This window comes from Luteitalea pratensis (assembly GCF_001618865.1).
Taxonomy (GTDB): domain Bacteria; phylum Acidobacteriota; class Vicinamibacteria; order Vicinamibacterales; family Vicinamibacteraceae; genus Luteitalea; species Luteitalea pratensis.
In genome coordinates, this window is record NZ_CP015136.1 from 1,395,325 (window position 1) to 1,409,739 (window position 14,415).

Consider the following 14,415-nt stretch of genomic DNA (forward strand, 5'->3'; position numbering starts at 1 on the left):
GCGCGGATCACGTGTCGGTCACCGCCGCGGCCGTCGAGTTCCGGGACGTGTCCTTCCGTCATCCGGACGGCACGGCAGTGCTCGAAGGGCTGACGATCGCGGTAGAACCAGGCGAAGTTATGGCCCTGCTCGGGCGCAGCGGCGCCGGCAAGTCCACGGTGCTGCGCCTCGTCAACCGCATGCTGCTGCCGACGCATGGCTCCGTGCTCGTCGACGGCGTCGAGACGCGTGCGTGGGATTCCATCGTGTTGCGCCGGCGCATCGGCTACGTCCTGCAGGAGGGCGGCCTGTTCCCGCACATGTCGGTTGCCGACAACGTCGCCGTCGTCCCTCGCCTCGAGGGCTGGCTGCCCGAGAAGGTTGACGCCCGCGTCCAGGAACTCCTCGCGCTCGTCGGCCTGCCGCCCGATCGGTACGCATCACGCTGGCCCGAGGAGCTCTCCGGCGGGCAGCGGCAGCGCGTCGGCGTCGCGCGCGCACTGGCGGCCGACCCGCCCGTCCTGTTGATGGACGAGCCGTTCGGTGCGCTCGATCCGATCACCCGCGCGGAACTGCAACAGGAAATGGCGCGACTGCAGGAGCGGCTACGCAAGACCATCCTGCTCGTGACCCACGACGTCGACGAAGCACTGCTGCTCAGCGACCGGGTCTGCATCATCGAGCACGGACGATTGCAGGCCTGCGTCGCGGCGGACGCGTTCGACGAGGCTGACGATCCCGTCATTGTGGCGCTGCGCAACGCCCGCCCGCACGGCAGGGCCAGGTGACGTCATGCGCGTGATCCGGTTCTGGCTGGAGCATCGCACGGAGGTCCTCGCGCTGCTCGGGCAACACGTGCTGCTCGCCGGGCTCTCGACGCTCGTCGCTGCCGCCTTCGCGGTGCCGCTCGGCATCGCCGCCGCCCATCGCCCACGCCTGGGAGCGCCACTGGTCGCGCTCGCGAATGCCGTGCAGACGGTGCCGAGCCTGGCGATGTTCGGCTTCCTGTTGCCGCTGCCCGTGTTCGGGGGCATCGGCTCCCGCACCGCCATCGTCGCGTTGACGCTGTATGCGCTCCTGCCGATCCTGCGCACCACGATTACCGGCATCACCGGCATCGATCGTTCAGTGCGCGAGGCCGGCATCGCGTTGGGCATGACCCCGCGCCAACTGCTCTGGCAGGTCGAACTGCCGCTCGCGATCCCGAGCATCGTTTCCGGGCTCCGCATTGCCGCGGTCGTCGCCGTCGGATCTGCCACGATCGCCGCCGCCGTGGGCGCGGGCGGGCTCGGCGAGTACATCTACCGCGGCCTGGCGATGGTGGACACCACGGTGATCCTGGCCGGTGCCATCCCCGCCGCGACGCTCGCGCTGTTGGTCGACCTGGCGCTGTGGTGGGCGGAGCGCCGGTCGACCCGCCGCCATGCTCGACACACACTGCGCGGCCCGCTGGCGGTCGCGGCCACGTTCGGCCTGCTTGCGCTGACGGCCTGGGGTGTCCTGGCGTGGCGCGCCACCGACGTCGTCGTCGTGGGCTCCAAGAACTTTGCCGAGCAACTGGTGCTTGGCGAGATCGTGGCGCAGACCATCGAGCGCGATGCGGGCCTGCGAGTGGATCGCCGCCTCAACCTCGGCGGCACGCTGATTTGCGACCGCGCCCTGGCCGCGGGCGACATCGACGTGTACGTGGAGTACACCGGCACGGCGCTGACCGCGGTGTTCGGCCAGCCACTCGGCACGTCGCGTGCCGACGTCACCAGGACGGTGCGCGATCTGTACGCGCGCACCGGTCGTGCATTGCTCCCGCCGCTCGGCTTCGACAACACCTTCGCCATGCTCGTGCGCGGCGCCGACGCGCGTGCACGCGGGCTCCGATCGATCGACGATGCGGCGCGCGAGGCACCGCGATGGCGGGCCGCGTTCGGGTTCGAGTTCCTGGATCGCCCCGACGGCTACACCGGACTCGCCAGGGCGTACGGGATTCGCCTCGCCGAGCCGCCGTCGTCGATGGACCTGTCGCTCACGTACCGAGCGCTGGCGTCGGGCAAGGTGGACCTGATTGCCGGCGACGCCACGTCCGGGTTGATCCGCGCGCTCGACCTCGTGGCGCTTGATGACACGCGTGCCTACTTCCCGCCCTACGATGCCGTGCCTGTCGCCCGATCGGAGACGCTGTTGCGACACCCTGAAATGCGACGCGCGATTGAAGGCCTCGCCGGCCGCATCACCGCCGCACACATGCGTGAGATGAACTACCGGGTCGAAGCGCTACGCCAACCGCCGGCCGACGTCGCCCGTGCCTTCCTGGCGGGGGAGATCGTGATCCATTGAGGGTGAAACGAGCAGCTTGCAGCCTGCAGGCCGTAGGCTTTCCCGTGCCGGATGTACGATGGCTCGTGCCTCATCGTGCCCTCCTGCTCCCATTCGTCATCGCGCTGTCATGGCTGATGGCGTCGCCATCCGGCGCCACCGCCGCAGATCTCGTCGACATCACCACCGCGACCATCGTCGTCCAGCCCGGAACCCGGCCCACCGGCGAGCGCGTGGCCGCCCAGGTGTTGCAGGAGGAACTCGAGGCCCGTCTCGGTGCCAGGCCCGCGATCAGCACTTCGTGGCCCGCGGACGCGCCGGTCGCGGTCGTGATTGCGTCCGGGCTGAAGGCGGGCGCGCCGTCGCCGTGGCCAGGCGGACCCACCGTACCCGCGAGCGCGGGCAGGGCGCCAGGCCCGGAGGGGTTCCGCGTCACCGTGACCAACACCGGCGGGCGGGCGGTGGTGTGGGTGCTCGGCGCCGACGGGCGAGGCGCACTGTTCGGCGTCGGCGAGGTACTACGAGCGCTGCGATGGTCTGCCGGTGGTTCGACGGCGCAGCCGCGAGGCATTCCCGCGACGCTCGAACTCACGTCGACGCCAGCTTACGCGATCCGCGGCCATCAGCTCGGCTACCGGCAGCACTCCAATACCTACGACGCGTGGGACGAGGCGCGCTACGACCGCTACATCCGCGATCTCGCGCTGTTCGGCGCCAACAGCATCGAGAACATCCCGTTGCAGGACACGCGCGTGAGCCCGCACTTTCCTGCGTCGCGCGAAGAAATGAACGTCGCCATCAGTCGCGTCTGCGACAAGTACGACCTCGATTACTGGATCTGGACTCCGGCCGACTACGATTTGGCCGACACCGCCAAGCGGGCCCAGACGCTCGACACCCTCGAGGCGATGTTTGCCAAGATGCCTCGACTCGACGCGATCTTCGTGCCCGGCGGCGATCCCGGCAGCAACCCGGCCACGCTGGTCCTGCCGTATCTCGAGGACCTCGCCACCCGCGTGCAGCGGCACCACCCGCGCGCGAAGGTCTGGCTGTCGCTGCAATGGTTCTCCGCAGCGCAAATCGACTGGATCTACGAGCAGATCAACACCGTGCCCCGGCCCTGGCTGGGCGGACTCGTTGCCGGACCGAGCAGCCCACCGCTCGGCGAGACGCGCGCCCGTCTCCACTCACGCTATCGCCTGCGCGACTACCCGGACGTCACGCATGTCGTGCGCGCCCAGTACGTCGTGCCCGACTGGGACCCTGCGTTCAACTTCACGCTCGGCCGCGAACCGATCAACCCGCGGCCGGTCTTCTACGCGGAACTTCACGATCGCCTCGCATCGCACACCGACGGTTTCATCAGCTACTCCGATGGCGTGAACGACGATGTGAACAAGGCCATCTGGAGCCGCAAGGCGTGGGCGCCGGAGGCCAGCGCACGCGACATCATGGTGCAGTACGCGCGCGTGTTCTTCGGCGATCCTGTGGCGGAACGCGCGGCCGACGGATTGCTCGCGCTCGAGAAGAACTGGGCGGGGCCGCTCGCCTCCAACGGTGCGGTCGATGGCACGTGGTCATCGTGGCAGCGCCTCGAGGCCGAGGTGCCGGGACTGCAGGGCAACTGGCGATGGCAGCAGGCCCTGTTCCGTGCCTACTACGATGCGTACACGCGCCACCGGTTGCTACGGGAGACAGACATCGGGCGTCGGGCGAACGCAGCCCTGCTCGACGCGTCCACGTCCGGTGCGAGTGCCGCCGCGACGCGTGCCCGCGCCGTCCTTGCCGAGGCGGACACGCCCGGCCCTCATGAGGCCTTGCGTACGCGCATCGTCGACCTCGGCGCTGCACTCTTCAAGTCGATCGGCATGCAACTGGACACGCCGAACTACAAGGCCAGCGGAACCGAGCGCGGGGCCGTGCTCGATTTCCTGGCCTATCCGCTCAATGATCGCTGGTGGATCGAGGACGAGGTCGCCAAGGCGCTGTCGTTGAGCGACGAGGCGGCACGTGTCGCCCGCCTCGTGACGATTGGCGGCTGGGACTCGCCCGGCCCGGGCAGCTTCTACGACGACATCGGCAACATCGCGCGGTCGCCGCACGTGCAGAAGGCGCGGGTCAGCGGCGCCAACCCGCCAGAACTCGAGGACGGCCCGTCTCCGCATTTCACGTGGGAAGACGACGGGCGCAGCCGCAAGCGGTTGTCGTGGCAGGTGAGCCTACGCTGGCCGATTGCGCTGGTGTACGAACAGATTGACCCGCAGGCCAGCTACGTGGTGCGCCTGAACGGCAACGGCCAGGTACGGTTGCGGATCAACGGCGCGCCCGTCGCGGCGCGACACGACAGCACGATGCTCGGTGATCCGAAGGAGTTCGTGGTGCCTGCCGACGCGGTGCGATCGCGGCGGATCGTCCTGACCTTCGACGACATCGACGAGAGCGACCGTAACTGGCGTCAGCACTCGCGGCTGCACGAGGCGTGGCTGCTGAAGATGACGGGGACACACTGAGCGGGATGCCCGGCGCTCGCCCGGCTGTGTCGGGGCCGTTCCGCACCGACGTCCAGCTCGCCCTCAGCCTGGCGTGCGGCGCATTGTTGCTCGTCGCCTGGATCGGCGAGTCGTGGTTCGGCCTGACGCATCTGGCGGCCGTCGTCCTCTATGTACTGTCGGGGGCGTGCGGCGCGTGGGATCTCGTGCGCGCCAGCGTCGCCGACATCCGCGCCGGGCGGTGGCGCGCCGACATCGATCTCCTGATGCTGCTGGCCGCGGTCGGCGCCGCGGCCCTCGGCGAATGGGTCGAGGGCACGTTCCTGCTGTTCCTCTTCTCGCTGGCCAACGCCGCCGAGCATTACGCCATGGGGCGAGCGACGGGCGCGATCCGCGCCCTCGGCGATCTCACCCCGCCGACAGCGCGGCTCGTGTACCCGGACGGGCGGGACGAGGTCGTGCCAATTGCGCAGGTCATGCGGGGCGCGCTCGTGCTCGTGCGCCCGGCCGAGCGCATTCCGGTCGATGGCGTCGTGCGCAGTGGCCGATCTGCCGTCGACCAGGCACCCATCACGGGCGAGTCCGTGCCGGTGGACAAGGCGCCTGGCGATCAGGTGTTCGCAGGTACGGTGAACGGCGGCGGCGCCTTGCAGGTGGAGACGACCGGCGCGGCCGGCGAGCGAACGCTCGATCGCATCATCAAGTTGGTGGCCGATGCGCAGGCGAGCAAGGCCCACACCGAACAACTCACGGCGTCGTTCGAGCGAATCTTCGTGCCGATGGTGCTGGTGGGGGCGGCGGTGCTGATTGCGGTGCCGCCCCTGCTCGGTGTGTGGCCGTGGGCGACGAGCATCTATCGCGGCATGGCCCTGCTCGTTGCGGCGTCGCCCTGTGCACTCGCCCTCGGGACACCGGCCGCGATCCTGTCCGGCATCGCGCAGGCGGCGCGGCATGGCGTGCTCGTGAAGGGCGGCTCGCAACTCGAAGCACTCGGGACGGTCCGGGCGCTGGCCGTCGACAAGACCGGCACGCTGACGATTGGCCGGCCCGACGTGACCGACGTGGTGCCGCTCGACGGCACGGCGGCCGACATGCTCGCGGTGGCGGCTGCAGTCGAGCGGCAGTCACAGCATCCACTCGCCGAAGCGATCGTGCGGCGCGCCGATGCGGAGGCCGTCCCCGCACTCGACGCCGGGCCACTCGAGAGCGTGACCGCGCGTGGTGTGCGGTCCATCGTCGGCGGTGAGACCGTGGAGATCGGGAGCATTCGCATGTGGGACGATCTCGCGGGCGGCGTGCCGACGATCGTCCAGGATGCCGTTGCGGCTCTGCAGGCCCAGGCGCGCAGCACGATGGTGGTGCGACACGGCCGGCGCTGGCTAGGCGTGTTCGGCGTTGCCGACACGCCGCGGGCTGCGGCGCCGTCGGCGCTCGCCACCCTGAGGCGACTCGGCGTGAAGCCGATCGTGATGCTGACCGGCGACAACGAAAGGGTCGGCGTGGCGATCGGCCGGCAGGTCGGCGTTGACGAGGTCCGGGCCGGGTTGTTGCCCGAGGACAAGGCGCGAGCCATCGAGCAGCTGAGGCAGCAGTACGGCAGCATCGCGATGATTGGTGATGGCGTCAACGACGCACCGGCGCTGGCACTCGCAAGTGTCGGGATCGCGATGGGTGCCGCCGGCACGGCCGCTGCGCTCGAGGCGGCCGACGTCGCGCTGATGGGCGATGACATCGCGCAGGTGCCGTTTGCCATCGGGCTGGCGCGCCAGGCCCGCCGCATCATCGTGCAGAACCTCACGATCGCGCTCGCCGTGATCGCGGTGCTCATCGTCGCGACGACTACCGGCACGATCGGGATCGGTCCGGCCGTCGTGCTGCACGAAGGCAGCACGCTGGTGGTCATCGCCAACGCGTTACGGTTGCTCGGCTACCGGTTGGTCAGCGGCGCGAGTCTGGCGTCTGCGGTGCCGCTGGGCGCGGCTCGCACCTGACCGGGTATGTGCCCCCCGGTGTCCGGATGCGCTTGTGCGTCGGATCCTGACCGCCGACCTGACCCGACCGGATCCCCTCTTCTTCCCGCTTGACCACCGAGACGACGGCCTCGCGCATCGGGGTGTCGAGCCTGAGGGCGAAGCTGCCCTCCATTTCCGGGAAGTACCCGGCGCCACCCGACGACAGGAACTCGCTGGTCACGACGCTGACCATCGTGTCGGGAGCGACTGGCTGGCCAGCACGCGAGAGCGCCACGCGCGGCGTGGCACCCTCGCACGTGACGTCAGCCTCGATGCCGGACACGATCGGGATCGGACCACGGGTGACGCCGCGCAGGATCGCGTCGGCCACACGTGCGGCCGGAATCGTGCCCGTCGCGATGACACTGTCGAAGGGGAGCAGCGCATAGACGTCGCCGTACGTGATCGGGCCTGCCGCAAGGCTGGAGCGCGTGCCTGTCGCGTTGTAGATGGCCAGGTCCGTGCCTGGCCGGGACGCCCGCAACAGGTCCACCACGAAGTGGCTGGCCGCTGATTCGTCCCTGGTCGACTGGGGATAGGCGTGCGGCGCGTCGACGCCGAGTGGCTGCTCACGCTTTCGCTGGGCGGCCTGGATGTCCCGGCGCAGTACCCCCACCATGTGCGCGTCGAACCGCACCGGCTGGCCTTCGTAGGGCGGTGGCGCGCAGGCCTGCGGCGACCACGATCCGACGTCTCGCATGGTCAACCCGTCACACAGGTACCGTGGCGGGTAGATGCGGGCGTCCATCGGCTTGCCCGCGGCGTCGACGTGGAGATCGACGCGGCTGAACACCCGGCCCTGCTCGAACCCCTCGACGACGGCGATGCCGTTGACCCGGTGCGCGATACCGAAATGGGCGTGTCCGCCGGTGATCACGTCGACCAGGCCCGGCCGCAGCGCCTGCGCGAGCTGGAAGATCTCGCCCTGGGTGCGGCAGGACGACAGGTCCTCAGGGTCGCCGAACGTGGTACAGCTTCCGCCCGCGTGCGCGAGCACGATCACGACCGTCGCTCCCGCCTCACGCAGGCGCGTCGCTTCGCGCTCGACGACGTCCTTCAACGGCGCCACCTGGAGCCGCACGAGGTTGCGCGGATCCGTGCTGGTCGGTGTGTTGATGCTCGTGACGCCGAGCAGACCGATGCGCACTCCCGCGACCGTCACGATGGTGGACGGCTTCACGTTGGGCGGTGTCCACGGCGTTCCCGCTTTGGTCAGCAGGTTGGCTGCCAGGAAGGGGAACGCCGCCTGACGGGCGCGCTGCTCGATGTTGCCGGTCGGATTGTCGTTCGGCGTACGCGGCACGGTATTCGCGCCGGATGGCCCGAAATCGAACTCGTGATTGCCGATGGTGACGGCGTCGTAGTGGAGGGCGTTGTATGCGCGCACCACGGCTGCACCTTCGCCGAGGTTCGACTCGAGCGTGCCCTGCCACATGTCGCCGGCATCGAGCAGCAATACGCCGCCCCCATCCGCCCTACGAGCCTCACGAACGTTCTCCACGTGGCCCGAAAGCCACGGCAGGCTCTCGACATGGCCGTGTACGTCCGTTGTCGCAATGATCGAGATGGTGAGGGGGCCCGTGCTGGCAGTGGCAGGCGGGTGCGACGACGGCAGCGGCCGAGCGCAGGACAGCGCAAGGGCCACGACGAGCAGGGGTGACCAGCGGCGCATGGGCAGACTTTATCAGGACGGAGGAGGGAGGACGGAGGAGGGAGGAGGGAGGAGGGAGGAGGGAGGAGGGAGGAGGGAAGCCGAAGGCCGCTACCAGCGCCGAAGTCCGAGCAGTTGTTCGCCAAGGGGCGTGAGCGTCGCCACGTGGCCGTGCGCGCGTTCCCACTCGCGCGGATCGCCAGGAAATGCCGGCCGTTGCGGATGATCGAGCTCGCGCCACAAGCGGACGCGTTCTTCACGTTCGGCCGTGTTGTCCCAGTCGGCCGGTTGCATCGCGATGTACTGCGCGATGCGGGGCCGATTGGTCGAGTGGTTCGGCCGCACGCCATGCGCGAGCAGCGAGTTGAAGATCAGCAGGTCGCCCGTGTCCATTGGCACGTTGATGATCTCCAGCCCCGTGGTGTCGGGATGCATGGGATCGCGATCGGCCGGTTGCGTGCGCGCCCACGACTCGAGGCCGGAGAACAGTTCCGGTACGCACTGGAAGCCACCCACCTCTTCGTCCTGGGCCGCGAGGCTGAGCACGCCCTGCACGCCAATCGGCAGCGGCCGCAGCGTGGTGTCCACGTCCCAGTGGATGAACCCGTTCGGATTGCCCCTCACCTTCTTCGGCAGGTTCAGGTTGGCGCGATCGATCGTGACCCAGAGATCCTCGCGATCCCAGATGTCGACGAAGGCGTCGTAGACGCGTGGGTCGGTCCGCGTGTCCCAGAGGTATTGGTGGTTGTAAATCTCGAGCATGCCCGTGTGGTTCAGCTCGACCATCGCGTGATCGCGACGCTGCGGCGTATCCCAAGTCGACGGGTCGGCGGGATCCTTCTCGTCGAACTGCCACAGCAGGTCCACCAGCCGCGCCACCTTCTCGGCAGGCACGGCCTGCCTGACGATCACGTACCCGTGTGTCGTCCAGTGCTGCCAGTCCGCGTCCGACAACACGCGCAGCGGCAGCGTCTTGCGGATGTCCTTCAGTGGCGTCGTCACCGCGGCGGTGGTCGGGTGACTGTGCTGGTTCATCGTGATTGGCTGCATCACACCCTCGAGAGCCAGGTAATGCCGGAATGCCGCGAATGCCGGCATGTCGAAGTCTTGCGTCGAGCTTGCTCGAACTCCCAGGGCGATCAATGACCGTCGACCTGAAGGTCGACGGCTACGTCGATTCTTGAACCCGGTGCCCGGGACCCGGTGCCCGAGTCAGGCGAGCAACCCCGTGACCACCTTGCCGCTGACGTCAGTCAGGCGGAAGTCACGGCCCTGGAAGCGGTACGTCAGCTTCTCGTGATCGATCCCGAGCAGGTGGAGCATCGTCGCGTGCAGGTCGTGCACCTCCACGGGATCCTTGGCGATGTTGTAGCCGAGATCGTCGGTCTCGCCGTAGGTGATGCCCGGCTTGATGCCACCGCCGGCCATCCACATGGTGAACGCACGGGGGTGGTGATCGCGGCCGAGGAACTTCGAGCCATTGCGGGCCTCGTTCATCGGCGTGCGCCCGAACTCGCCGCCCCACACCACCAACGTCGTATCGAGCAGGCCGCGCTGCTTGAGGTCGGTGACCAATGCCGCGGCGGCCTGATCGGTCTGCCGGCACAGGTGCGGCAGCTTCTCGATCACGTCGTCGCCGAAGCTCGCGCCGTGGGTGTCCCAACCGCGGTGATACAGCTGGACGAAACGGACGCCACGCTCGACGAGGCGCCGCGCCAGCAGGCAGTTGTTGGCAAACGAGGTCTGCCCGGGCTGGGTGCCGTACAGCTCGTGCACGGCCTGCGGCTCGCCCGAGATGTCGGTGAGCTCGGGCACGCTCGTCTGCATCCGGTAGGCAAGTTCGTACGCGTTGATGCGGGTCTCGATCTCCGGGTCGCCGACGCTGGCCTGCCGCATCCCGTTGAGGTCCTTCAGCGCGTCGAGCGAGGCACGCCGCAGCGCGGGGTCGACGCCGTCCGGATTGGAGACGAACAGCACCGGGTCGGCGCCGCCGCGGAATTCGACCCCCTGGTGCGTGGTCGGCAGGAAGCCCGATCCCCAGCACGACTTGCCGCCGTCGGGGTTATTCTCGCCCGAGATCAGGACGACGAACGCCGGCAGGTCCCTGGTCTCCGCGCCGAGCCCGTACGACAGCCAGGAGCCCATGCTGGGGCGGCCGATCACCTGGACGCCCGTGTTCATGAAGATCTGCGCCGGCGCGTGGTTGAACTGCGTCGTCGACATCGACTTCACGATGGCGATGTCATCGGCGATGGAACCGATGTGCGGCAGCAGGGTCGAGATCTCGTGTCCCGACTGGCCGTGGCGACGGAACTCGTAAGGAGAACCGAGCAGCTTCGGAGGGCCCTTGATGAAGGCGAAGCGTTCGCCCTTGACGATCTCGGCCGGGATCTCCTGGCCATCGTACTTGCGGAGCGCCGGCTTGTCGTCGAACAGGTCGAGCTGCGACGGCGCGCCAGCCATGAACAGGAAGATCACCTGTTTGGCCTTCGGTGCGATCTGCGGCGCCATCTTCTGCGCGGCCTGCGCGAATAGCTGCTCTTGCATCAGCGAGGCCAGCGCCGCGCCGCCGATGCCGAAGCCGGCATGCTTGAAGAAATGGCGCCGGGTGATCGCTTGCAGTATCTGTCGATCGCTCATTGGCAATGCGTTCCCGAATCCAATCCCCGCGCGAGGTGACCGCCGGACAAGTCCGGCGGCTACACCGCCGGGCTGGGACAGCCCGGCGCTACCTCGGCGTCATACCCGGTACCCGCTTCCCGGCACCCGGCCCTCGGGTGTTTATCCCTTCGTAACCGTCTCGTCCAGGTTCAACAGCACGTTGGCCACCATGGTCCATGCCGCCAGATCGAGTTCATCGGCGGTGACCTTCGTGTCCTTCGTCAGACCCAGCGCCTCGGCGGCCTCGCCAGGTGCGGCGGCGTAGCGCTGGCGCGTCTGGGTCTGGAACGCACGTAGCCGTTCGAGTTCCGCCGCACTCGGCAACCGGCTCGTCACGAGCCTGAAGCCGAACGAGATCCGCGCGTCCACTGTCTCCCGCGGCGCCTCCGTGCGGATCCGCGCGGCAAGCGCGCGGGCGAGCTCGAAGAAGCCCTGGTCGTTCAGGGTCGCCAGCGCCTGCAGCGGCGTATTCGTGCGCACGCGCCGCACCGTGCAGAGTTCGCGGCTGGTCGCGTCGAAGGTCATGAACATCGGGTACGGCGCCGTCCGGCGGTGGAACGTGTAGAGACTCCGGCGATAGCGATCCTCGCCCGTGCTCTCGATCCACCTGGAGTTGTCGTACGGGTTGTCCCAGATGTTGGGCGGCTGTGACGGAAAGACGCTCGGGCCGCCGACGCCCTCGCTCAATTTGCCGCTCGCGGCCAGGGCCACATCGCGCACCATCTCGGCTTCCAGCCGGAACCGCGGCCCGCGAGCCAGCAACCGGTTGTACGGGTCGCGGGCCTCGAGGTCAGCGGACACGGCGGAGTCCTGCTGGTAGGTCGCCGAGAGCACGAGCATCTTCAGCGTCGTCTTGACGCTCCAGCCCTTCTCGACGAACTCGACCGCCAGCCAGTCGAGCAACTCCGGGTGCGACGGCGGTGAGCCCATCGTGCCGAAGTCCTCGCTCGTCTCGACGATCCCGCGCCCGTACAGCGCCTCCCAGAGACGATTGACCATCACGCGGGCGGTGAGCGGGTTGTCGCGGCTGACCAGCCAGCGCGCCAGGCCGAGACGATTCGGCGGCAGGTCGTCGGACATGGCCGGCAGCGCCGACGGCGTGTTGGCGTACACCCGCTGGCCAGGCGAGGTGAACGCGCCGCGTTCACGCAGCGGCGTCGACGGCCGCTCGTAGCTCGGCTTGTCCTCCATCACCAGCGTCGTCGGCAGCTTGAGGTCCTCGATCGCCTTCTTCAGCCGCGTAACGTCCCTGCGCTCGGCCTCGAACGTTGGCGACTGCTCACGGAACTGCGTCGCGAGTTCCTTGGCCTGCGTGGCCGTGCGCTTGGCGAGCGGAATCACGATCGCGGCACGCGTGCGCGCGCTCACGGCGACGACCTCCAGGGGCGCGGCGGCCGTCGTCGTGGACAAGCGGAAACGGCCCAGGCCCTGCCCGAGCGTACCGTCCTCATGCCCGATCGTGACCGTGAAGACGGTGCCACCGGGGAAGCCGATGGGCGCCTTCGGTACCAGCACGAGCTGGAACGGCACCCGCCAGCCTTCGCGGACGGCATCGACGACCCACGCCTTGCCGAGCCTTGAGTACGCGATCGGCGCGTCGGTCGTCAGGGCGAGCAGATCGCCACGCGACACGTTGCCATCGCCCTTCACGGTCTTGAAGTCGACACGAGTCCGCTTGGTGGGATCGCTGGCCGGCGCGGCAAAGACATGCACGCGCGTGACCCGGAAGTGGCCATACGCGTCGCGGCCCGGACCCTCCTTCGGCAGCGAGGGATCGAGCAGTGCCTCGAGACGCAGGCCGGTGACGGCCGTCGTGTCCGACGAGGCCTCCACCGTGTATGCCGTGACCTGCGGGTTCGGTCCGCTCGCGACGATGCTGGCGTCGTCGCGCACGGTCAACTGCGCGCCGTTGGTCGCGGCGGCGGTGCGAGGGACCAGCGGCGTCCACGCCCGTGCTGCCGCTCGGACGTCGGCTTCCCAGCGTGCCTGTGCGGCGATCCGTTCCGGCGTGTCCTTCGCGATCGCGTCCTCGGCGGCCTTCAACTCGGTGCGCAACGCCGTCCGGATGGCTTCCTGCTCCGGCGTGGCGAGGTCGACCTGGCTCTCGACGTACTTGGTGCCGGCGCCATACTTCTCCGCCTGGAACGCCGGGTTGGCGAAGAACGCCATGAGGCGGTAGTAGTCCTTCTGGCTGAACGGGTCGTACTTGTGGTTGTGGCACTGGGCGCAGGCCACGGTGCTGCCGAGCCACACGGTGGCCGTCGTGTTCACCCGGTCCACCTGCACTTCGAACAGCGCTTCATCCGGATCGACGCCGCCTTCCTCGTTGGTCATGGCGTTGCGATGGAAGCCGGTGGCGATCCGCTGGTCCCGGGTCGCGCCAGGGAGCATGTCGCCGGCAATCTGCTCCACGGTGAAGCGGTCGAACGGCATGTCCGCGTTGAGCGCCTTGATCACCCAGTCCCGGTAGGGCCACATCGAACGCAACCGATCGGCCTCGAATCCGTTGCTGTCGGCATACCGCGCCAGGTCCAGCCAAAGGCGGGCCCAGCGTTCGCCGAAATGCGGCGACGCCAACAGCCGATCGACGACCCGCTCGTAGGCATCCGGACGCGTGTCGGCGAGGAAGGCGTCGAGTTCGGCCAATGTCGGCGGCAGCCCGGTCAGGTCGAGTGACACACGGCGCAGCAGCGTCTCGCGCGAGGCTTCGTGCGAGGGCATCAGCTTCTCGGTATCAAGTCGTGCAAGGACGAAACGATCGACGGGCGTGCGTGTCCACGCCTCGTTGGACACGGCGGGCGGCGCGGCCTTCTTCGGCTTCAGATACGCCCAGTGTTCCTCCACCGTCTGTGTCGGCGCTGCCCCCGGCGTCGCCCCTGGCGTTGCTGGCCATTCGGCGCCCTGATCGATCCAGGCACGGATCAGCGCCGTCTGTTCAGCGCTCAAGGGATCCTTGTCGAGCGGCATCTGGTCTTCGCCGCCCTCGCCAAGGAGCCGTTGCACGAGGTAGCTCTTCGCGCTGTTGCCGGCCACGAGCAGCGGCCCGGTCGCCCCGCCCTTGAGCGCGAGGTCGCGGATGTGCAGTCGCAGCTTCCCACGGCCCTTCTTCTCGCCGTGGCACTCGTAGCACTGCTCGCGCAGGATGGGTTCGATCTGGGTGGCGAAGTCGACCTTGGCTGCCGGTTGGGCAGTGGCAACGACGTCGCCCGGAAGCCACGACGGCCGCCATGGGCCGAACGCTGCCGCAAAGACGAAGAGGGAGACGGCGAACCGCCGGTAAGGTCGAGACGTGCGCATCGGGGGATCCCCGAAA

The 14,415-nt window shown here is 68.7% G+C and carries 8 protein-coding genes; 4 read left to right on the forward strand and 4 right to left on the reverse strand.

What is annotated here, in order from left to right; all coding sequences use genetic code 11:
* Positions 1-11 precede the first annotated feature (11 nt).
* The 4 genes from LuPra_RS05860 (at position 12) to LuPra_RS05875 (ending at position 6,769) form a co-directional block, all read left to right on the forward strand.
* Positions 12-767, forward strand: coding sequence for an ATP-binding cassette domain-containing protein (locus LuPra_RS05860; protein ID WP_110169879.1), 756 nt, complete (start codon positions 12-14; stop codon positions 765-767).
* Between the two features lie 4 nt (positions 768-771).
* Entirely contained in the window at positions 772-2,310 is a 1,539-nt protein-coding gene (locus LuPra_RS05865; RefSeq protein WP_110169880.1) for an ABC transporter permease/substrate-binding protein, read from the forward strand.
* 65 nt (positions 2,311-2,375) lie between these two features.
* Positions 2,376-4,799, forward strand: a complete 2,424-nt coding sequence (locus LuPra_RS05870) for a hypothetical protein (protein WP_157898787.1) — start codon at positions 2,376-2,378, stop codon at positions 4,797-4,799.
* A 5-nt stretch (positions 4,800-4,804) separates the two neighbouring features.
* Positions 4,805-6,769, forward strand: coding sequence for a heavy metal translocating P-type ATPase (locus LuPra_RS05875; protein WP_110169882.1), 1,965 nt, complete (start codon positions 4,805-4,807; stop codon positions 6,767-6,769).
* Here LuPra_RS05875 and LuPra_RS05880 read toward each other — a convergent pair.
* The 4 genes from LuPra_RS05880 to LuPra_RS05895 form a co-directional block, all read right to left on the reverse strand.
* Complete coding sequence (locus LuPra_RS05880) at positions 6,717-8,462, reverse strand: bifunctional metallophosphatase/5'-nucleotidase (RefSeq protein ID WP_110169883.1); 1,746 nt, start codon at positions 8,460-8,462, stop codon at positions 6,717-6,719. The genes LuPra_RS05875 and LuPra_RS05880 overlap by 53 nt on opposite strands.
* Before the next feature lie 90 nt (positions 8,463-8,552).
* Positions 8,553-9,491: a phytanoyl-CoA dioxygenase family protein gene (locus tag LuPra_RS05885; RefSeq protein WP_110174549.1), complete on the reverse strand. Its 939-nt coding sequence runs from the start codon at positions 9,489-9,491 to the stop codon at positions 8,553-8,555.
* Between the two features lie 162 nt (positions 9,492-9,653).
* Positions 9,654-11,081 carry a DUF1501 domain-containing protein gene (locus LuPra_RS05890; RefSeq protein WP_110169884.1) on the reverse strand — a complete coding sequence of 476 codons (1,428 nt, stop codon included), beginning with the start codon at positions 11,079-11,081 and terminating at the stop codon, positions 9,654-9,656.
* 141 nt (positions 11,082-11,222) lie between these two features.
* On the reverse strand, positions 11,223-14,399 hold the full coding sequence (locus tag LuPra_RS05895) for a PSD1 and planctomycete cytochrome C domain-containing protein (RefSeq protein ID WP_162271306.1): 3,177 nt from the start codon (positions 14,397-14,399) through the stop codon (positions 11,223-11,225).
* Positions 14,400-14,415 lie beyond the last annotated feature (16 nt).